Raw genomic sequence first — 26,239 nt, forward strand, 5'->3', positions numbered from 1 at the left:
CGTGCCACCGCGGACCCCGTCACCCTGGGGCCGTCCGCTAGCCGCCGACTAGCCGGTCGCTAGCCCGCCGCTGGGCCCCTGCTCGAGCCCCGCTGGAAGCCCGCTGGAAGCCCCGGCCACCGCCTCCCACAGCCCCCGCAGCGATTCCTCCGGGTCGCGCACCGCCCGCCAGCCGAGGAGCTCCCCGGCGACCTCGTGGGACGGTCCCGGCTCCACCCCGGACAGGCCGCCGGGCGGTGTGTGACCCGGCTCCGGGAGGCGCTCCTCCACGCGCGCGGGCACCCCGCTGAGCCGGATGAGCGTGTCGAGGAGCTCCCGTACGTCGACCGGGCGGCCCGTGCCCAGATCGAGGGACCGGCCGCCCGTCCGCGAGGCGGCGGGCGGCGCGGTGGACGCGAGCACGGCGTCGGCGGCGTCCCGTACGTCGAGGAACTCACGGCGCTCGCGCACCGCGAGGGTCGTCACGGTCACGGCTTCGCCGGTGCGCGCGGCCCGGGCGAGCCGCGCGGCGACCCCGCCCAGGAAACTGCCCTCGGGGGTGCCCGGACCCAGCAGGTTCGGCAGCCGCAGCACCGTACCGCCCGCCGCCGTCACACACGCGGTGGCCGCCGCCTTCGTACGGCCGTAGACGGTCGTCGCCGCGTGCTCGTGCACGCTGCCGAGCTGGACGAACCGGGGCGCGAGGGCTCCCAGAGCGGTCACGGCCGTCATGAGCCGGAGCACCGCTTCCTCGTTGGCCCGGGCCATCTCCTCCTCGCTCGCGCCCCACACCGCGCCGGCGGCGTTGACCACCACCCGCGGCGCCAGCGCGGCCAGTTCGTCCGTCAGCCGTCCCGGCCCGGCCCGCACCAGGTCGACGGTGTGCGCCGTGACCCCTCTGGGTGCCCGGGCGCGCCGGGACCAGGCGTGCACCTCCCAGCCGGCGGCCAGGAACGCGGCGCACACATGCCCTCCGACGAATCCGCTGCCGCCGAGGACGAGCACACACGGCGCGGAGCGGGGACGGGATGCCATGTCAGGGCCTTCCTTCAGGGCTGCTGCCGGGGCCCGAGCCTTCCAGGGCGGCCTGTAGTCCCGCTCGAGCGGTCCGCGTGAGGCTGGCGCGAGGAGCACAGGACCGGGCGACCGGCACCGGCCGCAGGCACTCACAAGGAGCAGACCAGGATGCCGACTCAGCAGTTGACGGCACGGCAGACGTCGTCCCGCATCGATTCCGCGGCCGTGGTGGTCGCGGCCGCCGGTGTCGCGAAGATCGCCGCGGAGCACGCGCGGGACGCCGAGCGTGATCGCCGGCTCGCCCCGGAGGTGGTGCGGTCCATGCTGGACGCCGGTTTCGCGCGCCATTTCGTACCGCGTCGGCACGGCGGCGGGTCCGGGACCTTCGAGGAGATCGTGCGGGCGGTGTCCGTGGTCGGCGAGGGCTGCACCTCGGCCGCCTGGGCGGCGTCGCTGACCGCCTCCCTCGGCCGGATGGCCGCCTACCTTCCCGAGGAGGGACAGCGGCGGATCTGGGCAGGGGGCCCGGACGCCCTGATCGTGGGCGCGCTCATGCCGCTGGGCCGGGCCCGGCGTGAGGAGGGCGGCTGGCGGATCGGCGGCACCTGGCCGTACGTGAGCGTCGTGGACTACGCGGACTGGGCGCTGGTGTGCGCGATGACGACCGAGGACCGGCCGACCGCCCGGTTCTTCGCCGTGCCGCGCGGCGACTGGCGCACCGAGGACACGTGGTCGTCGGTCGGGATGCGCGGGACCGGCAGCAACACGCTGTCGGTGGAGGGGGTGTTCGTGCCGGACGAGCTGACCTTCACCCGTGACGCCATCGCCGGCGGTGTCGCCGAGGGCGGGGACGCGCCCTGCCACCGTGTGCCCCTCAAGGCCGTCAACGGGCTGTGCTTCGCGGCCCCTGTCCTCGGCGCCGCGCGGGCCGCCCTGGCGGCCTGGCGGGAGGGCACGGCACCCCGCCACACCTCGGCGTCCGGCGGTCTGGACAGTGCGGCGGCGGTCGTCCTCGGCCGCGCGGCGGGCGAGGCGGACGCGGCGGCGCTGCTCCTGGAGGCGGCGGCCCGTGCCGCCGACAGCGGAGAGGTCACCGCCTTCGACGTGGCCCGCAGCGGCCGGGACTGCGCGCTCGCGGCCGAACTCGCCACGTCCGCCGTGGACCGCCTGTTCGCCTCCGCGGGGACCCGCGCCCACCAGGACGCGGCCCCGCTCCAGCGCCACTGGCGGGACGCGCACACGGCGTCCGGCCACGTGGTGCTGGCCTTCTCCGCCGCGGCCGAGTCGTACGCCCGCGAACTCCACCCGCCGCAGCCCGCGAACTGACCCCGGTCGGCGCCCGCCGCCGCGGGCGCCCTCACCACCCCGGTCGGCGCCCGCCGCCGCGGGCGCCCTCACCACCCCGGTCCCGCGCCCGCGCCCGCTCCAGCACCCGCCGCCCCGGTCCCGCGCCCGCCCCGTTCCCCTCAGTCCTGCGGGCCGTCCTGGCAGCTGGGGCTCGTGCCGCCGCACGGGTCCGCCGTGGGGGCGCGGTGCCGGCGGCCGCGGGCCGCCGCCCCCGTCGGCTCGCGCAGGAGCCTGCGCGGCCCGGGGCCCTCCTCGCCGAGCTCGTCGTACGGGTTCGTCAGCGGGCAGTCCCGTACCGAGAGACAGCCGCAGCCGATGCAGTCCTCCAGGCCGTCGCGCAGCGCGAGGAGCTGCTCGATGCGCGCGTTGAGATCCGCGCGCCAGCGCTGCGAGAGCCGCGCCCAGTCGTCCCGGTTGGGCGTGCGCCCCTCGGGCAGCTCGGCCAGCGCGTCGGCGACCGTGCTCAGGGGGATGCCCATGCGCTGGGCGACCCGGATCACCGAGATGCGGCGCAGCGTGTCCCGGGTGTAGCGGCGCTGGTTGCCGGGCGTGCGGCGGCTCTTGATGAGCCCCTTGGACTCGTAGAAGTGCAGGGCCGTGACCGCGACGCCGCTGCGTGCCGACAGCTGTCCGACGGTGAGCTCGGTGAGGTGGTACGCGGGCCGGGCGACGGTCATGTCAGCCGGCCTCCACCAGGGCCTGGTGCAGCTGGTCCACCGAGGGGACGCCGGTGGTGACCCGTACGCCGTCGACGAAGATCGTCGGAACGCCGGTGACCCCGCGGCGGACAGCGAGCCGCTCGTCCTCGCGTACGTCCTCGCCGTAGGCGTCCGTCGCCAGGACCTCCGTGACGCGGTCGGCGTCGAGCCCGGCGGCGGTCGCGGTGCGCAGCAGGACCTCGTGGTCCGCCACGTTCTGCTGTTCCGTCAGATAGGTGCGGAACAGCTCGCTCTTCATCCGGTGCGAGAGACCGTCCTCGGCCGCCAGGTGCACCAGGCGCTGCGCGTCGAAGGAGTTCACGGGGCGTACGCCGGTGAGGCGGATGTCGAGCCCCTCGGCCTCGCCCAGGATCCGGATCTTCTCGAACAGCTCGACCGTCTCCCCGGGTTGGAGTCCGAGCTTCTCCCGCATCATCTCGCCGAGCGTAGCACCGGGCGTACGGGGCTGGTCGGGACGGAGTTCGAAGCTTCGCCACACCACCTGGGCCTCACGGTCCTCCAGGCGCGCGACCGCCTTGTCGAGGCGCGCTTTGCCGATGTAGCACCACGGGCACATGATGTCGGACCAGATCTCGATCTTCACGGACGCTCTCTCCCCACTTCCGGTAATACCTCTCAGGCTGCAACCTCGAGTGCGCTGGAGGTCAAGCGCGCTCGAGGTCCGTGCACCGAAAACGCGCCGGCCGGCCCCGTTCGGGGACCGGCCGGCGCGGCGCACGCGCGGAACCGCTACTTGACGAGCGTCTTGGCGAGCGCGATCGGCTGGTCGGGCCAGCAGGCGAGCTGGGCCTCGCCGTTCCAGTTCGGGGAGAGGAAGGTCCAGCTGAAGCCCGGGTCGTCGTGCGAGGTGCCGCCGAAGCGGGTCTCCAGGGTGGTCCGGGTGGAGGGGGCCTTCAGCTTGATGGTGATCTTGGGCAGGTCGAACGGGGTGTTGGCGACGTACGGGCCGGCGGCGCGCAGCACGGCCTTGGTGCCGTCTATCTGCAGCTCCGGGGTGCCCGCGGCGCCGCCGTCGGCGACCTGGTAGGAGACGACCGTCGCGCCGGCCGGCAGCTTGAACTGCAGGGCGACGTTCTTGACCTCCTTGTTGTAGGCCGGGTTCGGGGTGATCGGGGCCGGGTCGAGGGTGACGTCGAAGGTCGCCCCCGGGCGGACGGTCTCAGGGGCCACTGCGTCCACGTAGACGGAGTAGGCGAGGCCGGTCACGGTGCCGACCCGGCAGTCGAAGTAGGTCTTCACCGGAGCGGCCTGGGCGCCGGACGTGGTGGCCGCGACACCGGCCAGGGCCAGCGGGACGGCGATCGCGGCGGTGCGGGCACGGCTGCGCAGTGCGGACATGGTGATGGGGTTCCGTTCTCGTCGACGGTGTTCCGCCGGCCGGGTGCCGGCGGCTGGGTGGATGGTGCGGAAGGCGCGCCGGTGCCGACCGACGGCACACGGCGTCCCGTTGTCAGGAGACGGGGGCGCGCCAGAATTCGGGGTGGTCGCGGTACCAGTCCACGACCGCCCCCAGTCCGCTCTCGATCGACCAGCGAGGCGCGTAACCCAGCTCATCGCGGATCTTGGAGTCGTCGATCGCGTAGCGGAAGTCGTGTCCGAGGCGGTCCTCGACATGGCGCACCATGTCCCAGTCCGCGCCCAGGAGGTCGAGCAGGCGGGCGGTCATCTCGCGGTTGCTCATGCCGCTGCCGCCGCCGATGTTGTAGATCTCGCCGGCCCGGCCCTTGGTGAGGACCAGGTGCAGGGCCCGGCAGTGGTCGTCCACGTGCAGCCATTCGCGCACGTTGCGGCCGTCGCCGTACAGCGGGACCTTCCGGCCGGTCAGCAGCCGCGTCACGAAGTGGGGGATGAGCTTCTCGGGGTGCTGACGGGGCCCGTAGTTGTTGGAGCAGCGGGTGACGCGGACGTCGAGCCCGTGCGTACGGTGGTAGGCCCGGGCGATCAGGTCGCTGGAGGCCTTGGACGCGGCGTAGGGCGAGTTGGGCAGCAGCGGGCTGTCCTCGGTCCAGGTGCCGCTGTCCACCGAGCCGTACACCTCGTCGGTGGAGACGTGCAGGACCCGGTCCACCCCGGTGTGCAGGGCGGCGTCGAGCAGCTGCTGGGTGCCCATGACGTTCGTACGGACGAACTCGCCGGGGCCGGTGAGGGAGCGGTCGACGTGGGACTCGGCCGCGAAGTGCACGATCGCGTCGTGGCCCGGGAGGACGCGGTCGAGGAGGCCCCGGTCGCAGATGTCGCCCCGGACGAAGTCGAGCCGGCCGTGCTCCTCGGGGAGGTTGTCGCGGCGGCCCGCGTAGGTGAGCCGGTCGACGACCGTGACGTGGACGTCCTCGGTCTCGGGGTAGGCGCCCGCGAGGATCTGGCGGACGTAGTGCGAGCCGATGAACCCGGCGGCGCCGGTGACCAGGAGCCTCATGCGGCCACCTCCGCCCGGGTGTGGTCGCCGATGATGAGCCGGCGGCCGGTGGCCTCGCCGCCGCGCACGTCGGCCGAGCGGCCGATGAGCGAGCCGGACAGGCCGCGCACGCCCTGGATGGACACGCCGTCGAGGACGATCGAGTCGCGGATGCCGGCGTCCTCGAGCACGCAGTCGCGGCCGAGGGCGGTGTACGGGCCGAGCTCGCTGTCGCGCACGACGCTGCCCGCCCCCACCACGAGCGGGCCGACGAGGTGCGAGCGCTCCACGAGGGCCCCGGCCTCGACGACCACGTGCCCTTCGAGGGTGCTGGCCGCGTCGACCTCGCCCCGGACACCGGGGTGGAGTCCGCGCAGCAGCACCCGGTTGCAGTCGAGCAGGTCGTCGGGGCTGCCGGTGTCCTTCCAGTAGCCGGAGTACTCGCCGGCGACGACGCGGTCGCCGCGTTCCACCAGGTACTGGATCGCGTCGGTGATCTCCAGCTCGCCCCGGGCGCTCGGCTCGATGGCGCGGACCGCCTCGTGCACGGCGGCGGTGAAGAAGTACACGCCGATCACGGCGAGGTCGCTGCGCGGCTGCTGCGGCTTCTCGACCAGCGCGCGGACCCGGCCCTCGGCGTCGACCTCGGCGACGCCGTAGGCGCGCGGGTCGTCCACCTTGGTGAGCAGCAGCCGGGCGGCGGGACGGTCGGCCAGGAAATCGCGGGCGGGCTCGGCGATCCCGTCGGCGAGGACGTTGTCGCCCAGGTACATCACGAAGTCCTCGTCGCCGAGGAACTCCTCGGCGATGGCGACGGCGTGCGCCAGGCCGAGCGGGGCCTCCTGCTGGAGGTAGGTGACGTTCAGCCCGTAGGCGGAGCCGTCTCCGACGACGGCGCGGATGTCCTCGGCGCGGTCGCCGACGACGACGGCGACGTCCTCGACGCCGATGGCGCGGACGTTCTCCAGGCAGTGCGTCAGGATCGGCTTGTTGGCGACGGGCACCAGCTGTTTGGGCATGGAATAGGTGAAGGGACGCAGTCTGGTCCCCATCCCTCCGGACAGAATCAGTGCCTTCATGGCAACCCTTCACTCCCGCCTTGGGCCCTTGCCTCGGTTACGGGGACGATTCTGCGAAGCCGACCTAGAGGGCCGGTCCAATCCAGCTGGACCCGGCGCGGGACCTTCCCGTACGAGCGTGCCCGGGCGAACACGGAGAAGGGGGCCGGCACGGGCCGGCCCCCTTCGTGGACGCGCGCGACGGGGGAATGGCGCGCGTCCGTACGGGGGCGTGCTCGCCCGCCGGTGGGGCGGGCGGCACGCGGGTGCGCGGCGGGGGTCCCGGGGTGCTGGCCCCGAGGTCCCGGCGCGGTGATCGGTCAGTTCTTGCCCGCGGGCTGCTTCCCCTGCTCCTTGGCGCCGCCCGGCGCACCGGCGGCGGGCTCACGGCGCTTCTCCTTCGGCACGGCCGCGAGGACGAGGGCGATCAGCAGCATGACCGCGCTGACCACGAAGACGGTCTGCATCGCCTCGGCCAGGCCCTCCAGGAACGGCTTGGCGAGCCGCGGGTCGGCGTGGTCGAGGAAGGAGCTGTCGTCCATCGGTACGGCACCGTCCCGGGCCCCGAGCAGCACCTTGTTGGCTGCCTGCCCGGTCACGGACGGGTCGTTCAGGGCCGCCGCGAAGGCGGGGTCGGAGGCGGCGTCGCGGTAGGCGGCGGCGACCTTCTCGCCGACCGCGCCGAAGAACATCGACAGGAAGACGGCGATGCCGGCGGTGCCCCCGATCTGCCGGAAGAAGGTGAACGAGCCCATGCCGGCGCCCATGTACTGAGGCGCGACACCCGTCTGGATCGCGATGAGCATGACCTGCCAGCACAGGCCGATTCCGAAGCCCATCAGTCCGGCGGCGACGCCCGTCAGCCACAGCGAGGTGTCCACGGTGAGCGTCCCGAACCAGAGGGTCGCGGCGACCATCAGGACGAGGCCGGTCAGCAGGACCACCTTGTAGCGGCCGGTCTTGGTGACGTACGGACCGGCGATCCGGCCCGCCACGACGATGCCCAGCGTCTGAGGCAGCATCATCAGGCCGGCCTCGGTGGGGGACAGGCCCTTGACCATCTGGAAGTACAGCGGCAGGACGGACAGCGCGCCGAACACGGCGGCGCCGATGAGGACGTTGACGCCGTTGTAGACGGAGAAGAGCGGGTTGCGGAACATCGGCGTGGGCAGCAGGGCCGCGTCGGCCGCCCGCTTCTGCGCCAGCAGGAACAGCACCAGGCCGACCGCGCCCAGACCGAACAGCAGAAGCGTTCCCTGGTCGGTCCAGCCCCACTTCGGGCCCTGTTCGACCGCGAAGAGCAGCGGCAGCAGGCAGGCGATCAGCGCGAGCAGGCCCGCGATGTCGAACTTGTGCCGGGTGCGGTTCGGCTGGACGCGCACCAGCGTGCCGATGAGGAGCGCGGCGGCCAGGCCGATCGGCACGTTGACGAAGAAGGCCCAGCGCCAGCCGGTCGCGCCGAGGAAGGAGTCGAGCCCGGCGAAGAAGCCGCCCGCGACGGGGCCGATGACGGCCGAGACGCCGAAGACCGCGCCGAACCACGCCTGGTAGCGGCTGCGTTCGGTCAGCGGCACCAGGTCGGTGAGGATCGCGAAGGCGAGACTCATCAGACCGCCGGCGCCGAGGCCCTGGATGCCGCGGAACACGGCGAGCGTCGTCATGGACTGGGCGAGGCCGGAGAGCACGGAGCCGAGGATGAAGATGCCGACGGCGCTGACGTAGACGGGCCGGCGGCCGTAGATGTCCGAGAGCTTGCCGTAGAGCGCCGTCGTGATCACCGAGGTGATCATGTACGAGGTGTTCGCCCAGGCCTGCTCCGAGAGACCGTCCAGGTCGTCGGCGATGGTACGCAGCGCCGCGGAGATGATCGTCTGGTCGAGCGCGGCCATGAACAGGCCGAGCAGCAGACCCGTCATGATCAGCCGGATCCTGCGCTTGTCCACCGTCCCGGCGTCGGCACCGGAATCGGGCGCGGGGGAATCCGGCTTCGCTGTGTCTGTCATCGGGAGTTTCTTCCTTCGGATTCGGAAGGGACGTCGGGAGGGGTGGCCGCTGCGTCCGGACCAGGATGAAACCTCTAGCGCACTGGAGGTCAAGGGGAATCGTGCGGCGCCCGGCTAGGGCCCGACTACAGAGCCCCTCGACCGCGCCCGCCCCCGTACCCCTTCGAGGAGCGCTCCAGGAGCGCTCGACCCCCGCTCCCTAGCGTCCGCGGCCATGAGATTCCTTTTTGTGTCCGGAGGAAGCGCGGGGGCGGTCTTCCCCATCACCCCGCTGGCGCTCGCGGCGCGCAACGCCGGCCACGAGGTGATCGTCGGGGCCACGGAGAACGTGATGCCGCTGGTCGCCGCGACGGGCCTGCCCGGCGCCCCGATCACCTCGCGCACCATGTACGACTTCATGCAGCGCGACCGGCACGGCAATCCGCTGGAGATCCCCAAGGACCCCCACGAGCGGAACCTGTTCAACGGCCGGGGCATGGCCCGCCTCGCCCTGGGCAGCATGGAAGGCCTCGTCCCGCTGGTCGAGCGCTGGCGGCCCGACGTCCTGGTCGCCGGAGCCCTCTCGTACGCCGCCCCGCTCGTCGCCCACCGCTTCGGCCTGCCCTGGGTGCGGCACGCCCTCAACATGGGCGAGCCGTCCATCATCGACCTGTCCGCCGCCGCCGAACTGGCGCCGGAGCTGGAGGAGATGGGCCTGCCCGCGATCCCCGACCCGGACATGTACGTGGAGATCTGCCCGCCCGGCGCCCGCCGCCCGGACGCGGGGCCCGCACAGTTCATGGGGTACGTGCCCTTCAACACCCAGCGGGCGCTCGAACCCTGGATGTACTCCAGGAGCGGCGACCGGCCGCGCGTCCTGGTCTCGGCCGGCAGCCGGGTGACCGCCGACTACGAGGCCGACGCCCTGTCCGCCCTGGTGGAGAAGGTCGCCGGGCTCGACGTGGAGCTGCTCATCGCGGCGCCGCAGGAGATCGCGGACGCCCTGGGCGACCTTCCGGAGAACGTACGGGCGGGCTGGCTGCCGCTCGACGTCGTGCTGCGCACCTGCGACCTGCTCGTGCACCGGGCCGGCGGCAACACGATGCTGCACGCGATCGTGTGCGGCGTCCCCCAGCTGCTGATCCCGGCGATGCCGAAGCAGGTGGGGATGTCGGCCCGGCTCGCGGAGTACGGCGCCGCGATCATGCTGACGGCGGGACAGGACGACTCCCCCGAGAACGTCGCCAAGATGTGCCGGGAGCTGCTCGAAGACCCGTCCTACAAGGCCAGGACCGAGGAGCTGAGCAGGGAGATCGCGGGGCTGCCCACCCCCCACGACGTGACGGTCGCCATCGCCGACATGGTCCGCGCGCGCGGGGGGATGTGAATCCGTCACATCCGATTCGTGACGGGAGCACTGGTCGGCGATCATCAGGTGTTCGCACAATCCAGCGAGGCGCTGCGTCAACCGCGCCCACCGTTCGAACGTCCTCTTGTGAAGACTCGAAGGCTCCTGGAAGGAACCCCCATGAACCACGTCCTCGCCGAGAACCCCGCCTGGGCCGCCGTCCTCACCGCGGCCCCCGAGGAGTCCCCGGCCACGCTGTCGATCGAGGACCTGGACACGATCCCCGCCGACGCGGCGGCGCTGTTCACCCTCTGCGTCCTGGCTCCCGAGCCGGCCGAGGCCGTCGCGGCCTGACACCCCGGTGCACGAGCAGGGGGGACCGGTGGCCGTGGACGGCGGACCGCGGATCGGCTGGCGCAGCCATCTGCGCAGCCTCGTCGTGCCCGGCGAGGCGGTCTACCTCGTCTCCGCACGGGGCGTCCGCGCCGTGCGCGGCGCCCCGGCCGAGGCCCTGGCCCCCCTGCTCGACGGCAGCCGCACCCCGGACCAGGTGCTGCGGGAGGCCGCCGCCACCGGTACCGACCCGGAGGACCTGCGCCGCGCGCTCGCCGAACTCTGGTCCGCGCACCTCCTGCGCGCACACGCCCACCCGTCCCCGAGCGCGCCCACCGCCCCCGATCCTTCCGCCGAGGCCTTCTGGGACCTGGCCGGAGCGACGGCTCCGCCCGCCACGGCGGTCGTACGGCTCGTCGTCCTCGACGGCCCGGTCTCCCCGGAAGAGGCACGGGACGCCTGCACCGCCTCCGGGTTCGTCCTCGCGCCCCCCACCGCGGAAGCGGAGGACGCCGACCTCACCCTGGTGCTCTGCGCCGACTACCTGGACCCCCGGCTCGCCGGCGTCGACGCGCGACAGCGGGCGGCCGGCCGACCCTGGATCCTCGCCAGTCCCGGCGGACCCGAGGCGTGGACCGGCCCCGTCCTGCGTCCCGGCGACGGCCCCTGCTGGCACTGCCTCGCCGAACGCCTGCGCCTCCAGCGCGGCTCCGAGGCGCCCCTGCACCGTGTGCTGGGCAGTACGGCCCCGGTGTCCCGCCCCGACGCCTCGATCGCCGCGAACCGGGCGGCCGGCCTGCACACCGCCGTCCTGGAGACCGCCAAGTGGCTGGCCGGCGTGCCGGGCCCCACCCGCGACGCCATCCACACCTTCGACGCCCTCACCCTCGCCGGTGAGCTGCATCCGGTGACCCGCCGCCCCCAGTGCCCGGCCTGCGGCGACCCCGGACTCGTGGGCGCCCGGGTGCGCGAGCCCTTCGTCCCCCGGCCCCGCCCCAAGGCGACGGACGGCGGAAACGGCCACCGCTCCCTGTCCCCCCGTCAGATGCTGGAGCGGTACGGCCATCTGGTCGGCCGCGTCACCGGCGTCGTACGCGAGGTGCGGCGCGACCCGCGCAGCCCCGCCTTCACCCACAGCTTCCTGTCCGGGCACAACCTGGCGATGCGGGCGTCGACCCTGGACGGGCACAGCGCAGGGCTGCGCGCGCTCAGCGGCGGCAAGGGCCTCACGGCCGAGGAGGCCACGGTCAGCGCCCTGTGCGAGGCCGTCGAGCGGTACAGCGGCTCGCGGCACGGCGACGAGCCCGTGGTCCGCGACAGCTACCGCGCGCTCGGCCCCGCCGCCGTCCACCCGGACGCGGTGCGGCTGTACGACCCCCGGCAGTTGCGTGAGCGGGACGTCTGGAACGCGGCCGGCTCGCCCTTCCAGTACGTCGGCCGCCCCTTCGACGAGGAGGCGCCGCTCGACTGGACCCCCGTGTGGTCGCTCACCGGGAACACCCAGCGGCTGCTGCCCACTTCCCTCCTCTACTTCGACGCCGACCCCGCGGCCCCGCTGCGCGCGGACTCCAACGGCAACGCCGCCGGTTCCAGCCGCGAGGACGCCTTCGTGCAGGGCTTCCTCGAACTCGTGGAACGCGATGCGGTGGCCCTGTGGTGGTACAACCGCACGCTCGCCCCCGCCTGCGATCTCGACGCCTTCGTCGCCGCGGGCGACACGTGGATCGAGCCGCTGCGCGCGGGCTACCGCTCGCTCGGCCGCGAGGTCTGGGCCCTGGACCTGACCTCCGACTTCGGCATCCCGGTGGTGGCCGCCCTGTCCCGGCGCACCGACCGCCCCGCCGAGGACGTCCTGTTCGGCTTCGGCGCCCATCCCGACCCGCGCATCGCGGTACGCCGCGCGCTCACCGAGATGGGTCAGCTGCTGCCGGCGGTCGTCGACGCGCGCCCGGACGGCTCGGGCTACACCGTGGACGATCCCCAGGCGGTGGCCTGGTGGCGCACCGCGACCGTCGCGGGCCAGCCCCATCTGCTGCCGGACCCGCGGCTCGCCCCGAGCGGCCCCGGCAGCCACCCGTACACCCCGCGCGCGGACCTCGCCGACGATGTGGCGGCGCTCACCGCGCTCGCCGCCGAGCGGGGTCTGGAGGTCCTGGTCCTGGACCAGACGCGACCGGACATCGGGCTTCCTGTGATGAAGGTCATCGTTCCCGGCATGCGCCAGTTCTGGCCACGTTTCGCGCCGGGCCGTCTCTTCGACGTGCCGGTCGCGCTGGGCCGGCTGGCCGCCCCCACCCCGTACGAACTCCTCAACCCCGTACCGCTGTTCGTCTGACACCGGGACGCCGGGCCACGCCCGACCTCCCCTCTCGGCCATCGCCCTCCCCGCGGCGGGGAACCGCCGCTGTTCGGAGACCGTTCACCGAGGTCGGAGCCGATGATGACCCGGACAGCGCGGTCCGATATTTCCATGATCGGCATCGTTGTACCTTCCGGTGTGTCTCTTCCCCCACAGAGAGGTCGTCACCTCTGATGAACTCGACGGAACGACAGTCCGACGATCCGAACGGCGCCGCGCCGCACCTCCCCCACGACGGATCCACCGTGCCCGCCCCCCGCCTGGCACGCTCGGTCCTGCTGGCCACGATGGCCGGATACTCCCTGGTCACCGCCGTGAACATCCTCGACGCCGGGGCCTCCCCCCGCGAGAGCGGCGCCGGTTTCCTCGCCCTGCTCGTGATATTCGGCCTCCAGCTCGTGCACTCCAGGCCGAACGCCCGGCAGAGCTCGTACACATGCCGCGTCACCACGCTCACCCTGCAGGCCGTGTTCTGCTTCTTACCGCTCGCGCTGTTCCACCTGGCATGGGGAGCGATGTGCGGCTTCCTGGCCGGCTCCGTCCTCCTGCTCCTCCCGGCCCGGGCGGCCTGGCCGCTGTACGTGGCGATCGGACTCTCCCTCTACGGGTACGCGGCGTTCATCGCCGACCGCGGCCTCTTCGACAGCGTCTACACACTGGAGACCACCCTCGTCACCGGGCTCGTGGTGTTCGGTCTCAGCAGCCTGACCGGTCTGGTGACGCGCCTGCACGCGCAGCGTTCCGACCTGGCCAGGCTGGCCGTGGCCGAGGAGCGGCTCCGCTTCTCCCGTGACCTCCACGACCTGCTCGGCTACAACCTGTCCGCGATCACCCTGAAGACCGAGCTGGTCCGCCGGCTGGTGCCGGACATGCCGGCCCCCGCCAGGGTGGAGACCGACTCCGTCCTCGCCCTGTCCCGCCAGTCGCTCGCCGATGTGCGCAAGGTCGCGACCGGCTACCGCGACATGTCACTGCGTGAGGAGGCGGCCGCCACCCGCTCGATGCTGGAGGCCGCAGGCATCAAGGTGGTGACGGCCATCGACACGGCCCCGCTGCCGCCGCAGATCGACACGGTGCTCGCCACCGTGCTGCGCGAGGCCGTCACCAACGCGCTGCGGCACAGCCACGTCCACCGGTGCACGATCCGGTGCGGGGAGGAGGACGGCGTGGTCACGCTCAGTATCGACAACGACGGCGTGGAGCCCGCCGACCGGCATCCCGGTGGTGTGGGGCCCCTGCCCCGGCAGGGGGCGGACGAGCCCGGCGGCACCGGCCTGGGCAACCTCACCCACCGCCTCGGCCGCCTCGGCGGCAGCCTCACCACCGAACTGGGCGACGACGGTTGGTTCCGGATGACCGCACGCGCACCGCTGTCCGCTCGACCTGACAAAGTCACCCTTAACCGGAAGGAGACCGCACAGAAATAAACAATTGTAGTCTAAATACAGTCGAACCACGGGGGGATTGACCACAGTGATACGGATATTGCTGGCCGAGGACATGGGCATGGTCCGCGGCGCGCTGGTGGCGCTGCTGGGCCTGGAGGACGACCTCGAGGTGGTCGCGCAGGTCGAGCGCGGCGACAGGATCCTCCCGACCGCCCTGGAGCACCGCCCCGACGTGGCGATCATCGACATCGGGCTCCCCGGCATCGACGGCCTGACGGCGGCGGCACTGCTCGCCGAGGAACTCCCCTCCTGCCGCACCCTCATCCTGACGAGCCTCAGCCGCCCCGGAGTCCTGCGACGGGCACTGGACGCCAAGGTGGCCGGTTTCCTGCCGAAGGACGCGTCCCCCCAGGACCTCGCCGAGGCCATCCGCCGGATCGCGGCCGGTCACCGCGCCATCGACCTCCAGCTCGCCCTCGCGGCCTGGGACGGCGCCGAGAGCCCGCTCACCAAACGGGAGCTGGAGGTACTCCGCCTCACCGCCGCGGGCGACGAGGCCCCGGAGATCGCCGCCCGGCTGCACCTGTCCACGGGGACCGTCCGCAACTACCTGACCTCGGTCGTCACCAAGCTGAACGCCCGCAACCGCGTCGACGCGGTGCGCATCGCGCACGAGTCCGGCTGGCTGGTCTGACACCCGGCCGGACCCGTACGCGTCAGGTGCGCATCAGAGAGGGGCCGGCGTACTGCGCCCGCTCCCACTCCAGCTCAAGCCCGGGCTCACCGGAGAGCACCGCCTGGTGCAGCCGCTGCAGACGGTGCGAGGGCTCCACCCCCAGCTCCTCGATGAGGGTCCTGCGCAGCTCCTGGAACACCTCGAGCGCCCGCCACACCCCGCCCGACCGGTACAGCGCCGTCATCAGCTGCGCGGCCAGGTTCTCGTTCATCGGATGCCGGGCGACCAGCATCCGCAGCTCGGCCAGGAGCGAGGCGTGCCGTCCGAGCAGCAGATCCGCCTCGATCCGCTGTTCGAGCACCCGGGTGCGCTGCTCCTCCATCCCGAGCACCTCGACCCCCAGAACCCGCCCGACCGGCACGTCCACCAGTGCGGGCCCCCGCCAGAGCCCGAGCGCCCGCTCCAGCGTCACGGACGCGGCCCGCGGGTCGCCCGCCTCGAGCGCCGTCGATCCGCGGACCGCGAGCGACTGGAACTCCCGCAGATCACTGTCCTCGGGACGCACGGCGAGCCGGTACCCCCCGAAGCAGGTCGTGAGCACCTCCTTGGCGTCCCCGTCCCGGCCCGGCCCACAGCCCGGCCCGTCGGCACGCAGCGCCGCGGTCACCTTCCGGCGCAGATGAAGGATGTACGTCTGCAGCGTGGTGGCCGCGCTCTTGGGGATCGCGTCCCCCCAGATCTCCTCCATCAGCGTCGGCACGGTCACCACCCGCTCCGCTCTGATGGCGAGCAGCGCGAGCAGTTGGCGCGGCTTGCCCGCACTGGGAACGATCGACTGTCCGTTCAGACGGACCGTGAGCGGCCCGAGAATCCCCACATCCATGAAACTCCCCCGGAGTGACTCGATATCGGTGGGACTGACCAGCGATGTCGGTATCGACGATGACACGCCTCGTCCGTGCCTCCCAGGGCCGTCGTCATGGATCGCCATATGACCGGTTCACTCGAGCGAGCCCCGAGCCGGAGTCCAGCGACCACACCCCCCGCGCACACCAAAAATGCCCCCCGACCTGGGCTTTCCACAGGTCGGGGGGCATTTCACGGGTGGAGCCTAGGGGAGTCGAACCCCTGACATCTGCCATGCAAAGACAGCGCTCTACCAACTGAGCTAAGGCCCCGGAACGAGGACAGCGTACCGGGTCACCCCCCATGTCCGGCAAAAGGATTGGGACTCCCGGTCAGCGACCACTCTCCGTAAGATGCTGACCGGGGTTCGCAGTGGCGAACCCAAGGGATGGGGAGTAAGCAATGGACGCAGCGCAGCAGGAAGCCACGGCAAGAGCCAGAGAGCTTCAGCGCAGTTGGTACGGAGAGCCGCTGGGGGCGCTCTTCCGTCGCCTGATCGACGATCTCGGGCTCAATCAGGCCAGGCTCGCGGCCGTGCTCGGGCTCTCCGCGCCCATGCTGTCCCAGCTGATGAGCGGCCAGCGGGCCAAGATCGGCAACCCGGCCGTCGTCCAGCGCGTCCAGGCCCTCCAGGAGCTCGCCGTCCAGGTCGCCGACGGCAGCGTCAGCGCCGCCGAGGCCACCGACCGGATGGACGAGGTCAAGAAGTCGCAGGGCGGCTCCGTCCTCACCAGCTCGGGTCAGACCACCACCGGTTCCGGTGCGCCGACCGTGCGCCGCGTGGTCCGCGAGATCCAGTCGCTGCTGCGCTCCGTGGCGGCCGCCGGCGACATCATCGACGCCGCCGACTCGCTCGCCCCAGCCCACCCGGAGCTGGCAGAGTTCCTCCGGGTGTACGGCGCCGGGCGCACGGCCGACGCGGTCGCCCACTACGAGTCGCACCAGAACTGACGCGGGCCCGGCAGCCGGCCGGGACCGCGGAGAGACGACGCAGACGGGGAGCGGGCGCAGCGCGATGGGTGAGGTCTTCGCTGGTCGGTACGAGCTGGTCGACCCGATCGGACGCGGCGGGGCGGGCGCCGTCTGGCGCGCCTGGGACCACCGGCGGCGCCGCTACGTGGCGGCCAAGGTTCTCCTGCAGAGCGATGCGCACACGCTGCTCCGCTTCGTCCGTGAGCAGGCGCTGCGGATCGACCATCCGCACGTCCTCGCCCCGGCCAGCTGGGCCGCCGACGACGACAAGGTCCTGTTCACCATGGACCTGGTGGCCGGCGGCTCGCTGGCCCACGTCATCGGGGACTACGGTCCGCTGCCGCCCCGCTTCGTCTGCACGCTGCTCGACCAGCTGCTGTCGGGCCTGGCCACGGTGCACGCCGAGGGGGTCGTGCACCGGGACATCAAGCCCGCCAACATCCTCATGGAGGTCACCGGCACCGGGCGGCCGCACCTGCGGCTCTCCGACTTCGGCATCTCCATGCGCAAGGGCGAACCCCGCCTCACCGAGACCGACTACGTGGTGGGGACGCCCGGTTACTTCGCGCCCGAGCAGCTGCTCGGCGCCGAGCCGGACTTCACCGCCGACCTGTTCGCCGTCGGCCTGGTCGCGCTCTATCTGCTCAAGGGCGTCAAGCCGGACTCCCAGGCCCTGGTCGAGCACTTCCTCGCGCACGGCACCCCGGGCGCCCCCGAGGGCGTCCCCGAGCCCCTGTGGCAGGTGCTGGCCGGTCTGCTCCAGCCCGATCCGCAGGCCCGGTTCCGGACGGCCACGGGAGCGCGGAAGGCGCTGAGCGCCGCCGTCGAGATGCTGCCCGAGCCGGAGGCCGGCGAGGAGCCGGTCGAGATCCTCGACCACCTGGGCCCGCTGCCGACCGGCTTCGGCCCCGAGGGCCCCATGGCCCCCACGAGCCCCACAGGCCCCACCGCGTCGGTACCGGCGCCCGCGCCCGTACCGGCCCAGGAACAGCCCATACAGGCCGTACAGCAGCCCGTACAGGCCGTACAGGCCGTACAGCAGCCCGTACAGCCCACAGCACAGCCCGTACAGCCCACGGCGCAGCCCGTACGGCCACAGCACCCGCCGTACCAGCCCACCGCTCACGTCCCGGCGGCCCCGCCGGTGCCCGGCCCCTCCGAGACGGGCAGCTTCCACCTGCCCCCGCCGGTCACCCGGCCGGTGGGGTACGGACCGGCCCCCGCGCAGCCGTACGCCCCTCCGCCCGTCACGGCACCCACGGCACCCACCGCCCCCACGGCACTCGCCCCGGTACGGCGGCCGGGACCGCCCCCGAAGGTCGCGGTCCCGGTGCTGCTGCTCGCGCTGGTGTCGCTCGCGGTCGGCTTCTGGGCCCTGACGCAGGTCTGAGCCCGAAGGGTTCTAGGCCCCGCGCCTGGCCAGCAGGGTCCAGGCCCCGAGCCCCAGGAGCAGTACGGTCCCGGTGCCGAGGCCGGCCGCCGCGACGATCCGCATGGAGCCGCTCCGCTCGGCGGCCTGCTCCACCTGCGCGCCGCTGGAGCCGCTCGCGGCCGCCTCCTTGTCACCGGCGGTCACGGTGAAGGGGCCGGGGTCCCCGTCGTACCCGGGACCGGGCTTCGCCTTGTTCATCACGCTCACCCGCAGCGTCAGCGGCACCGGCTTGTCGCCGTAGTCCTTGGCGACCGTCGGGTTGAGGGTGGCCGACAGGTAGTACCAGCCGGCGAACCGCATGCCGTTGGTGGCGTCGTCGTACGAGGTGCGGTTCTCGTGGGCCACCGGCCGCTGCGGACCGAGCGTCACCGTCGCGGGCTTCCCGTCGTAGGTGACGGTGTTCTCGTCGACGTGGCCGAGCGCCGGGTTCTCCAGGGAGAGCACCAGCGCGTTGGAGACGTACGCGTCGGAGGCGGAGCTGCTGCCGAGCTCGGCGGTGGTGAAGAGCTGCTGTCCCCAGTCGACCGGCACCCGGTAGAAGAGCGTCTGGCCGGGCCGGATGTCGGAGCGCCATTCGCCCTGCGTCAGCGAGGCGGCGTCGTGGATGCCGGAGCCGCCCTGCCGGGGCTTGGGGCCGCCCGTGGGCGGCGGGGGCGTGGCGGAGGGCCAGGCGGACGGGAGCTCGGTCGGCCCGGCCTTCTTCAGCGGCGGCTCGGACAGGTGGCGGATCTCGAGCCCCCAGTCGTCCGGGCTGGAGGTCTCCTTCGAGGAGCGCTCGACGAGCACGTAGAAGGCCCCCGCCTGCTGGCAGCTGGAACTGTCCGCGTCGACGATCCGGCGGGCGTACCCGGCGAGGGGGCGCGGGTAGTCGGCCGACCCGAAGTTGACCTGCTGGTAGCTGCATTCGGCGCCGGAGCCGTCCTGCATGGTCACCTTGAAGCCGTCGCCGTACTCGACCTTCCCGCCCGGCTTCGGCACGGCGACCACGGACACGTACGCGTTCCGTCTGGTGTCGAGGTCGACCCGGTAGTAGACCTTGCCGTCCTTCTTGAGGGTGTCCCGGTACGTCTGGCCGGTCTTCAGGGGCTTCGCGTCCAGGCTGGAGGCGGCGCCCTGGATCCGCTGGGCCGAGCCGTCGAAGGCGTACGGGGGCACCGCCGCCCCCTCGGCGCCTTCGGCCGCCCGGGCCTGGACGGGCAGTGCCGTCACCGCACCCACCGCCGCGGCCGCCGCGATCAGGGCTCCCGCCCTCCGGCCGATCCCGGTCCGCCTCCCGGCCTGCGTGCTCACGCGTCCCTCCCGTTCCTTCCCGCCCTGCGCCGCGCCCGTCCGAGGGCGATCAGCACTCCGGCGAGCAGCACCGGCGCCCCGCCGCCCACCGCGACGGCCGTGGTGCCGGTCCATCCTGCCCCGCCCGCACCTCCGGTGTCCGCCAAGCGTCCCCCTTGTCCGCGACCACTCGACTTTGCTTCAGCAAGCCATTGAGTTGCTCTAGCGAATCCAAGGGGACCCGTGTCACGGCCCCGGAACAGCGAAACCCCGGCGGCGCTCATGCGCTGCCGGGGCTTCACCCACAGAGTGTGTGTCTCTCAGACACCGGAACCTGCGGGCACGGAGTCGGTCGCCTCCGTCCACAGATCCTGCTCGGCGCGATCCGCCTGGATCTGGCGGTACACGAGGAGCCCGCCGATGGCGGCCAGTGCGACCAGGAGAAGCTTCTTCACCGCGCGACCTCGTCTTTCGTTGACGTAGGAGACTTCTGACGCCCACTCTACACATCGACCGATACCGATCGGTGACCTGTGCGGTCTTCGCACCCCTGCTTCAAACCTCACACAAACAGATCGACCCGGATGGAGTACCATCCGGGTCGATCCGATCTGTGGGGCTAACAGGATTTGAACCTGTGGCCTCATCCTTATCAGGGATGCGCTCTAACCAACTGAGCTATAGCCCCGCCGCGCTCTGCGGTTTTTCGTGTCCGCCGCGCTGACTCCTGAACATTAGCGCACGTGGGGGCCAGTCCCAAAATCGGTTCCTTCCCCGGCCCCCTCGCAGGTCACTCGTCCTCGGCCAGCGTCAGCTCCACACCGCCCACGAAACCGGCCGACAGGTTGTAGATGAAGGCGCCCAGCGTCGCGAGGGCGGTCATCAGGACCACGTCGATCACGGCGATCACCGAGGTGAACATCAGCACCCGCGGCAGCGACAGGAACGACTGCAGGTCGAAGCCGTTGGACTCGTTCGAGCCCGTGGCCTCGCTGATCGTGCCGCCGACCGTCGAGAAGACGCCCATGGCGTCCATGACCATCCACAGCACCGCCGCGGCCACGACCGTGCAGATGCCCAGCGCGATGGAGAGCAGGAAGCTCACCTTCATCACCGACCACGGATCGGCCTTGGCCACCCGCAGCCGCGCCTTGCGCGTCCTGGGCGTCGTGCGCGCCCCGGTCCGCGGCCGGCGCACGGCCCCGGTCTGCCCGCCCTGCGTACCGCCCGCGGGGGCGCCGTACGCCTGCGGCGGGTGGTAGGGCCCGCCCGGCTGCCCCTGGGGGCGCTCGCCGGGCAGCGGCCCGTTGTAGGTCTCGTACGAGGGCTGCTGCCCCCGAGTGTCCGTCACCGCAACCCCCTGGGAGTCCGTGGCGGGGCCACGGGCGCCGTTCGCTCCCGCACCGGCAGAAGCTCCGGCAGCCGCCGATCCGGCGCCCGTGGCTCCACTCACGCTCTTACTCCTCGTGCTCCCCGGCCGAGGGCTCCGTGCCCTCGGCCGCTCCGGCCTCGACCGAGTCGACCGACTCGACGACGCCCTCGGCGTCCTCGATGTCCTCGTCCTCGCTGCCCGCCTCGGCGTTCCGTGCGATGCCGACGACGGCATCGCGCTTGCCCAGGTTGATCAGCTGGACGCCCATGGTGTCACGGCCGGTCTCCCTGACTTCGTTGACTCGCGTACGAATCACACCGCCGGACAGCGTGATGGCGAGGATCTCATCCGTCTCCTCGACCACCAGCGCGCCCACGAGCGAGCCGCGGTCCTCCACGATCTTGGCGGCCTTGATGCCGAGGCCGCCACGACCCTGGACGCGGTACTCGTCGACGGGGGTGCGCTTCGCGTACCCGCCGTCGGTCGCGGTGAAGACGAACGTACCGGGCCGGACGACATTCATCGAGAGGAGCTCGTCGTCCTCGCGGAAACTCATCCCCTTGACGCCCGAGGTGGCACGTCCCATCGGACGCAGCGCGTCGTCGGTCGCGGTGAAGCGGATCGACTGCGCCTTCCGGGAGACGAGCAGCAGGTCGTCCTCGGAGGAGACCAGCTCGGCGCCGATCAGCTCGTCGTCGCTGCCGTCCTCGCGCTCCCGCAGGTTGATCGCGATGACACCGCCCGAGCGGGGCGAGTCGTAGTCCTTCAGCGCGGTCTTCTTCACCAGGCCGGCCTTGGTGGCGAGCACCAGGTACGGCGCGGCCTCGTAGTCGCGGATCGCCAGGATCTGGGCGATCTGCTCGTCCGGCTGGAAGGCCAGCAGGTTGGCCACGTGCTGGCCGCGCGCGTCCCGGCCGGCGTCCGGCAGCTCGTACGCCTTGGCCCGGTAGACCCGGCCCTTGTTCGTGAAGAAGAGCAGCCAGTGGTGGGTGGTGGAGACGAAGAAGTGGTCGACGATGTCGTCCTGCTTCAGCTTCGTGCCGCGCACGCCCTTGCCGCCGCGCTTCTGCGAGCGGTAGTCCTCGGTCTTCGTCCGCTTCACATAGCCGCCACGCGTGATGGTGACGACGATGTCCTCCTCGGCGATCAGGTCCTCGATGGACATGTCACCGTCGAAGGGCACCAGCTTGGAGCGGCGGTCGTCGCCGAACTTCTCGACGAGCGCGGCCAGTTCCTCGCTGACGATCGCACGCTGCTTCTCCGGCGAGGCCAGGATCGCGTTGTACTCGTCGATCTTCGCCTGGAGCTCGTCGTGCTCGGCGACGATCTTCTGACGCTCCAGGGCGGCGAGCCGGCGGAGCTGCATCTCCAGGATCGCGTTGGCCTGGATCTCGTCGATCGCGAGCAGGTCCATCAGGCCCGTGCGGGCGACCTCGACGGTGTCGCTGCGCCGGATGAGGGCGATGACCTCGTCGATCGCGTCGAGGGCCTTGAGCAGACCGCGCAGGATGTGGGCGCGCTCCTCGGCCTTGCGCAGCCGGAACTTCGTCCGGCGGACGATGACCTCGATCTGGTGCGTCACCCAGTGGCGGATGAACGCGTCGAGCGAGAGGGTGCGCGGCACGCCGTCGACGAGCGCCAGCATGTTCGCGCCGAAGTTCGTCTGCAGGTCGGTGTGCTTGTACAGGTTGTTGAGGACGACCTTGGCGACGGCGTCGCGCTTGAGCACGATGACCAGGCGCTGGCCGGTCCGGGACGAGGTCTCGTCGCGGACGTCGGCGATGCCACCGATCTTGCCGTCCTTCACCAGGTCGGCGATCTTCTGCGCGAGGTTGTCCGGGTTGGTCTGGTACGGGAGCTCCGTGACCACCAGGCACTGGCGGTTCTGGATCTCCTCGACCTCGACGACCGCGCGCATCGTGATGGAGCCACGGCCGGTGCGGTACGCCTCCTCGATGCCCTTGCGGCCGACGACGAGCGCGCCGGTCGGGAAGTCGGGGCCCTTGATCCGCTCGATCAGCGCGTCGAGGAGCTCCTCGTGGCTGGCGTCGGGGTGCTCAAGCGCCCACTGGGCACCGGCCGCGACCTCGCGCAGGTTGTGCGGCGGGATGTTGGTGGCCATACCGACGGCGATGCCGGCGGAGCCGTTGACCAGCAGGTTCGGGAACCGGGCCGGGAGGACCGTCGGCTCCTGGTTGCGGCCGTCGTAGTTGTCCGTGAAGTCGACGGTCTCCTCGTCGATGTCGCGGAGCATCTCCATCGACAGCGGCGCCATCTTGCACTCGGTGTAGCGCATGGCGGCGGCCGGGTCGTTGCCCGGGGAGCCGAAGTTGCCGTTGGAGTCGACGAGCGGCAGGCGCATCGACCAGGGCTGGGCGAGGCGGACGAGCGCGTCGTAGATCGAGGAGTCGCCGTGCGGGTGGTACGTACCCATGACGTCGCCGACGACGCGGGCGCACTTGTAGAAGCCCTTCTCGGGCCGGTAGCCGCCGTCGTACATCGCGTACAGCACGCGCCGGTGGACGGGCTTGAGGCCGTCCCGTACGTCGGGCAGCGCGCGGGACACGATGACGGACATCGCGTAGTCGAGGTACGAGCGCTGCATCTCGGTCTCGAGCCCGACGGGCTCGATCCGCAGCACGGGTTCCTGCTCTTCGGTGGTCGGAGTGGTTTCGTCGGCCATTGCTGGTCGTCAGTCCTTTCGTACGGTCAGCTGAGACCGACTCAGATGTCGAGGAAGCGAACGTCCTTGGCGTTGCGCTGGATGAACGAGCGGCGCGCCTCGACGTCCTCGCCCATCAGCACCGAGAACAGGTCGTCGGCCTGGGCGGCGTCGTCCAGGGTGACCTGGCCGAGCACGCGGTGCTCGACGTCCATGGTGGTGACGCGCAGCTCCTCGGCGTTCATCTCGCCGAGACCCTTGAAGCGCTGGATCGAGTCTTCCCTGATCCGCTTGCCGTTCTGCTTGCCCAGCTCGACGAGCGCGTCCCGCTCCCGGTCCGAGTACGCGTACTCGAAGTCGTCCCGACCCCACTTGATCTTGTAGAGCGGCGGGCGGGAGAGGTAGACGTGCCCGGCCTCGACCAGCGGCCGCATGAAGCGGAAGAGGAAGGTCAGCAGCAGGGTGTTGATGTGCTGGCCGTCGACGTCGGCGTCCGCCATCAGGATGATCTTGTGATAGCGGAGCTTCTCGATGTCGAAGTCCTCGTGCACACCGGTGCCGAAGGCGGAGATCAGCGCCTGGACCTCGGTGTTCTGCAGGATCTTGTCGACGCGGGCCTTCTCGACGTTCAGGATCTTGCCGCGGATCGGCAGGATGGCCTGGTACATCGGGTTGCGGCCGGACTTGGCCGAGCCGCCGGCGGAGTCACCCTCGACGATGAAGATCTCGCACTTGGACGGGTCGTTCGACTGGCAGTCGGACAGCTTGCCCGGGAGGGACGCCGACTCCAGGAGGCCCTTGCGGCGGGTCAGGTCGCGCGCCTTGCGCGCGGCCACGCGCGCGGTGGCGGCCTGGATCGACTTGCGGACGATGTCCGCGGCCTCGTTCGGGTTGCGGTCCAGCCAGTCGTTGAGGTGCTCGTAGACCGCCTTCTGGACGAAGGTCTTGACCTCCGTGTTGCCCAGCTTGGTCTTGGTCTGGCCCTCGAACTGCGGCTCGCTCAGCTTGACCGAGATGATCGCCGTCAGACCCTCGCGGATGTCGTCACCCGTGAGGTTGTCGTCCTTCTCGCGGAGCAGCTTCTTGTCGCGCGCGTACTTGTTGATCAGCGAGGTCAGCGCAGCGCGGAAGCCCTCCTCGTGCGTGCCGCCCTCGTGGGTGTGGATGATGTTGGCGAAGGAGTACACGCCCTCGCTGTAGCCGCTGTTCCACTGCATCGCGACCTCGAGGGACAGGTTCTTGTCCTTGTCCTCGGCGTCGAGGTCGATCACGGTGGGGTGGATCAGCTCGCCCTTGCGCGAGTTGAGGTACTTCACGAAGTCGACGATGCCGCCCTCGTAGTGGTACCTGACCGTGCGCGCGGCGGCCTCGGCGGTGGCCTCGGCGTCCGGGTCGTCGGCGCCGACGGTCGCCTTCGCGGACTCGCGCTCGTCGGTGAGCGTGATCGTCAGGCCCTTGTTGAGGAAGGCCATCTCCTGGAAGCGCCGCGAGAGCGTCTCGAAGGAGTACTCGGTGGTCTCGAAGATGTCCGGGTCGGCCCAGAAGGTGACCGTCGTGCCGGTCTCCGAGGTCTCCTCGTGCTGGGCGAGGGGGGCGGTCGGGGCGCCCATCTTGTAGTCCTGCGTCCAGCGGTATCCGTCCGTCTTGATCTCGACGGAGACCTTGGTGGACAGGGCGTTCACGACCGAGACGCCGACACCGTGCAGACCGCCGGAGACGGCGTAGCCGCCGCCGCCGAACTTGCCGCCCGCGTGCAGCACGGTCAGCACGACCTCGACGGCCGGCTTGCCCTCGGAGGCCACGATGCCCACCGGGATGCCACGGCCGTTGTCGACGACGCGTACGGCACCGTCGGCCAGGATCGTCACGTCGATGGTGTCGGCATGGCCGGCCAGGGCTTCGTCGACCGAGTTGTCGACGACCTCCTGCACCATGTGGTGCAGACCGCGCTCGCCGGTCGAGCCGATGTACATGCCAGGGCGCTTGCGCACGGCATCCAGGCCCTCGAGGACCTGGATATTGCTGGCGGTGTACTGGGAGTTCTCGTTGGGGTCGCCGGAATCGGCCACGAAGCGCCCTTTCTGGCACAGCACAGGCCGTTCTCCGGGCATACCGGAGCGGCTGCGTCGTTCGACATGTTCCGCAGGGTGGCGGGATTGTCTCCCAGTCTACCGGTACCACCGACACTCATGGGGGTTTGCCGGTACCTGAATGCGCATGTGCCGCCCTGGGCGGGAGCGAGACGACTCCCCATATCCGGATAGGGGCTCCAGAGGCCGTAGACGGCCACCCAGCGCTTCGAGCGGTAGCAGCCTGTGGGCACCCGCTCCGCCCTGTTGTTGGCAGGCGTTCCACGACCCTGTGGGCAATCGTTCCGCAGGGCGGAACGGGTGGGCACAGCCCACCCGCGCGGCGCCCTTCCGCCTGGACCCGCGCCCCGAGGCCCCAGGCCCCGTACCGCGGCTACCCGTACGTGTCCCCGGGCCCCACACTGCCGGGCGCCCGAAGCGGCCCGTACCCCCGGCGGGGACCCCCCGGCCCAAGCACCTTGATCATCCGCACGGTCCCGTGCCCGAGGTCCTCGTTCAGCCGGGCCACGAGCCGAGGCGCAAGCAGCCGCAGCTGCGTGGCCCACGCCGTCGAGTCGCACTGCACCGTCAGCACCCGCGCGTCCGGCTCCTCGTCGAACTTCACCGGTACGCAGTGCTTGGCGAGGTCCTCGCCCACGATCTGCGGCCACCGCCCCATCACGCCGCCGACCGCCGCCGGGGTCTCCCAGCCCCGCTCGGTGATCAGCCGGTTGATCGCGGCGCCGAGCGCCATCGGGTCGCGTCCGTCGGCGCGCGCGCCGGAGCGCAGCCCGCCCCCGCGCCGGGCCTGCTTCTTCTGCTGGGCGGCGGCGCCCTTCGCGCGGGCCTGCTCCTTGGCGGCGCGCAGCGCGACCCGGGCGAGGTCCACACCCGACGGCTCGGGCGCCGCGGGCCTGTCCACAGACTGTGGAGAGTTTTCCTCGCTCATACCGTCA

23 protein-coding genes and 2 tRNA genes are annotated in these 26,239 nt (G+C 71.7%); 8 read left to right on the plus strand and 17 right to left on the minus strand.

Annotated elements, in window-relative coordinates; all coding sequences use genetic code 11:
• Positions 1 to 48: 48 nt before the first annotated feature.
• Entirely contained in the window at positions 49 to 1,014 is a 966-nt protein-coding gene (locus SVTN_RS18835) for an NAD-dependent epimerase/dehydratase family protein (protein WP_063782262.1), read from the minus strand.
• Between the two features lie 150 nt (positions 1,015 to 1,164).
• On the opposite strand from SVTN_RS18835, the gene SVTN_RS18840 reads away from it, so the two are divergent.
• Positions 1,165 to 2,322 (plus strand): acyl-CoA dehydrogenase family protein, encoded by a 1,158-nt coding sequence (locus SVTN_RS18840; protein ID WP_078908405.1) that lies wholly within the window; start codon positions 1,165 to 1,167, stop codon positions 2,320 to 2,322.
• Between the two features lie 140 nt (positions 2,323 to 2,462).
• Here SVTN_RS18840 and soxR read toward each other — a convergent pair whose 3' ends face one another.
• The 6 genes from soxR to SVTN_RS18870 all read right to left on the minus strand — a co-directional run bounded on the left by soxR (position 2,463) and on the right by SVTN_RS18870 (position 8,518).
• A complete protein-coding gene (gene soxR / locus SVTN_RS18845; protein ID WP_078908406.1) occupies positions 2,463 to 3,020 on the minus strand; it encodes a redox-sensitive transcriptional activator SoxR in 558 nt (185 codons plus the stop codon).
• Between the two features lies 1 nt (position 3,021).
• Positions 3,022 to 3,645: a DsbA family oxidoreductase gene (locus tag SVTN_RS18850; RefSeq protein ID WP_052499203.1), complete on the minus strand. Its 624-nt coding sequence runs from the start codon at positions 3,643 to 3,645 to the stop codon at positions 3,022 to 3,024.
• A 146-nt stretch (positions 3,646 to 3,791) separates the two neighbouring features.
• Positions 3,792 to 4,400 (minus strand): hypothetical protein, encoded by a 609-nt coding sequence (locus tag SVTN_RS18855; protein ID WP_041130154.1) that lies wholly within the window; start codon positions 4,398 to 4,400, stop codon positions 3,792 to 3,794.
• A gap of 112 nt (positions 4,401 to 4,512) precedes the next feature.
• Entirely contained in the window at positions 4,513 to 5,478 is a 966-nt protein-coding gene (gene rfbB, locus SVTN_RS18860; RefSeq protein ID WP_041130155.1) for a dTDP-glucose 4,6-dehydratase, read from the minus strand.
• Positions 5,475 to 6,536 (minus strand): glucose-1-phosphate thymidylyltransferase, encoded by a 1,062-nt coding sequence (locus SVTN_RS18865; RefSeq protein WP_041130156.1) that lies wholly within the window; start codon positions 6,534 to 6,536, stop codon positions 5,475 to 5,477. Before SVTN_RS18865 ends, rfbB begins: the two co-directional genes overlap by 4 nt.
• Positions 6,537 to 6,835: 299 nt before the next feature.
• Positions 6,836 to 8,518: an MDR family MFS transporter gene (locus tag SVTN_RS18870; protein ID WP_041130157.1), complete on the minus strand. Its 1,683-nt coding sequence runs from the start codon at positions 8,516 to 8,518 to the stop codon at positions 6,836 to 6,838.
• 214 nt (positions 8,519 to 8,732) lie between these two features.
• Between SVTN_RS18870 and SVTN_RS18875 the strand changes: the two genes are divergently transcribed.
• The 5 genes from SVTN_RS18875 to SVTN_RS18890 all read left to right on the plus strand — a co-directional run bounded on the left by SVTN_RS18875 (position 8,733) and on the right by SVTN_RS18890 (position 14,619).
• A complete protein-coding gene (locus SVTN_RS18875) occupies positions 8,733 to 9,884 on the plus strand; it encodes a glycosyltransferase (RefSeq protein WP_041130158.1) in 1,152 nt (383 codons plus the stop codon).
• A 141-nt stretch (positions 9,885 to 10,025) separates the two neighbouring features.
• On the plus strand, positions 10,026 to 10,199 hold the full coding sequence (locus SVTN_RS44295; RefSeq protein WP_159026470.1) for a hypothetical protein: 174 nt from the start codon (positions 10,026 to 10,028) through the stop codon (positions 10,197 to 10,199).
• A gap of 34 nt (positions 10,200 to 10,233) precedes the next feature.
• A complete protein-coding gene (locus SVTN_RS18880; RefSeq protein WP_245727588.1) occupies positions 10,234 to 12,513 on the plus strand; it encodes a TOMM precursor leader peptide-binding protein in 2,280 nt (759 codons plus the stop codon).
• A 197-nt stretch (positions 12,514 to 12,710) separates the two neighbouring features.
• Entirely contained in the window at positions 12,711 to 13,964 is a 1,254-nt protein-coding gene (locus SVTN_RS18885) for a sensor histidine kinase (protein WP_052499205.1), read from the plus strand.
• A gap of 46 nt (positions 13,965 to 14,010) precedes the next feature.
• A complete protein-coding gene (locus tag SVTN_RS18890; protein ID WP_063782263.1) occupies positions 14,011 to 14,619 on the plus strand; it encodes a response regulator transcription factor in 609 nt (202 codons plus the stop codon).
• 22 nt (positions 14,620 to 14,641) lie between these two features.
• Here the strand turns inward: SVTN_RS18890 and SVTN_RS18895 are convergent, their stop codons facing one another.
• Together SVTN_RS18895 and SVTN_RS18900 are read right to left on the minus strand one after the other, a co-directional pair.
• Positions 14,642 to 15,484 carry an AfsR/SARP family transcriptional regulator gene (locus SVTN_RS18895; protein WP_041130160.1) on the minus strand — a complete coding sequence of 281 codons (843 nt, stop codon included), beginning with the start codon at positions 15,482 to 15,484 and terminating at the stop codon, positions 14,642 to 14,644.
• A 222-nt stretch (positions 15,485 to 15,706) separates the two neighbouring features.
• Positions 15,707 to 15,779, minus strand: a tRNA-Ala gene (locus SVTN_RS18900).
• A gap of 130 nt (positions 15,780 to 15,909) precedes the next feature.
• On the opposite strand from SVTN_RS18900, the gene SVTN_RS18905 reads away from it, so the two are divergent.
• Both SVTN_RS18905 and SVTN_RS18910 read left to right on the plus strand, forming a co-directional pair.
• Positions 15,910 to 16,458 carry a helix-turn-helix domain-containing protein gene (locus tag SVTN_RS18905; RefSeq protein ID WP_041130161.1) on the plus strand — a complete coding sequence of 183 codons (549 nt, stop codon included), beginning with the start codon at positions 15,910 to 15,912 and terminating at the stop codon, positions 16,456 to 16,458.
• A 64-nt stretch (positions 16,459 to 16,522) separates the two neighbouring features.
• The gene (locus SVTN_RS18910) at positions 16,523 to 17,869 is read left to right on the plus strand and encodes a serine/threonine-protein kinase (RefSeq protein ID WP_041130162.1); all 1,347 of its coding nucleotides are present in this window, start codon (positions 16,523 to 16,525) and stop codon (positions 17,867 to 17,869) included.
• A 12-nt stretch (positions 17,870 to 17,881) separates the two neighbouring features.
• Here the strand turns inward: SVTN_RS18910 and SVTN_RS18915 are convergent, their stop codons facing one another.
• The 8 genes from SVTN_RS18915 to SVTN_RS18940 form a co-directional block, all read right to left on the minus strand.
• The gene (locus SVTN_RS18915) at positions 17,882 to 19,201 is read right to left on the minus strand and encodes a hypothetical protein (protein ID WP_052499206.1); all 1,320 of its coding nucleotides are present in this window, start codon (positions 19,199 to 19,201) and stop codon (positions 17,882 to 17,884) included.
• The gene (locus SVTN_RS44300; protein WP_159026472.1) at positions 19,198 to 19,347 is read right to left on the minus strand and encodes a hypothetical protein; all 150 of its coding nucleotides are present in this window, start codon (positions 19,345 to 19,347) and stop codon (positions 19,198 to 19,200) included. Before SVTN_RS44300 ends, SVTN_RS18915 begins: the two co-directional genes overlap by 4 nt.
• 153 nt (positions 19,348 to 19,500) lie before the next feature.
• Positions 19,501 to 19,635, minus strand: coding sequence for a DLW-39 family protein (locus tag SVTN_RS42140; protein ID WP_003958712.1), 135 nt, complete (start codon positions 19,633 to 19,635; stop codon positions 19,501 to 19,503).
• 159 nt (positions 19,636 to 19,794) lie between these two features.
• Positions 19,795 to 19,868 (minus strand) — tRNA-Ile (locus SVTN_RS18920).
• A gap of 102 nt (positions 19,869 to 19,970) precedes the next feature.
• Positions 19,971 to 20,531 carry a DUF3566 domain-containing protein gene (locus SVTN_RS18925; RefSeq protein WP_041130163.1) on the minus strand — a complete coding sequence of 187 codons (561 nt, stop codon included), beginning with the start codon at positions 20,529 to 20,531 and terminating at the stop codon, positions 19,971 to 19,973.
• 106 nt (positions 20,532 to 20,637) lie between these two features.
• Positions 20,638 to 23,235 (minus strand): DNA gyrase subunit A, encoded by a 2,598-nt coding sequence (gene gyrA / locus SVTN_RS18930; RefSeq protein WP_041130164.1) that lies wholly within the window; start codon positions 23,233 to 23,235, stop codon positions 20,638 to 20,640.
• A gap of 41 nt (positions 23,236 to 23,276) precedes the next feature.
• Positions 23,277 to 25,307 carry a DNA topoisomerase (ATP-hydrolyzing) subunit B gene (gene gyrB, locus SVTN_RS18935; protein ID WP_041130165.1) on the minus strand — a complete coding sequence of 677 codons (2,031 nt, stop codon included), beginning with the start codon at positions 25,305 to 25,307 and terminating at the stop codon, positions 23,277 to 23,279.
• 370 nt (positions 25,308 to 25,677) lie between these two features.
• A complete protein-coding gene (locus tag SVTN_RS18940) occupies positions 25,678 to 26,232 on the minus strand; it encodes a DciA family protein (RefSeq protein ID WP_052499207.1) in 555 nt (184 codons plus the stop codon).
• Positions 26,233 to 26,239: the final 7 nt, after the last annotated feature.

The organism is Streptomyces vietnamensis, from assembly GCF_000830005.1.
GTDB classification, from domain to species: domain Bacteria; phylum Actinomycetota; class Actinomycetes; order Streptomycetales; family Streptomycetaceae; genus Streptomyces; species Streptomyces vietnamensis.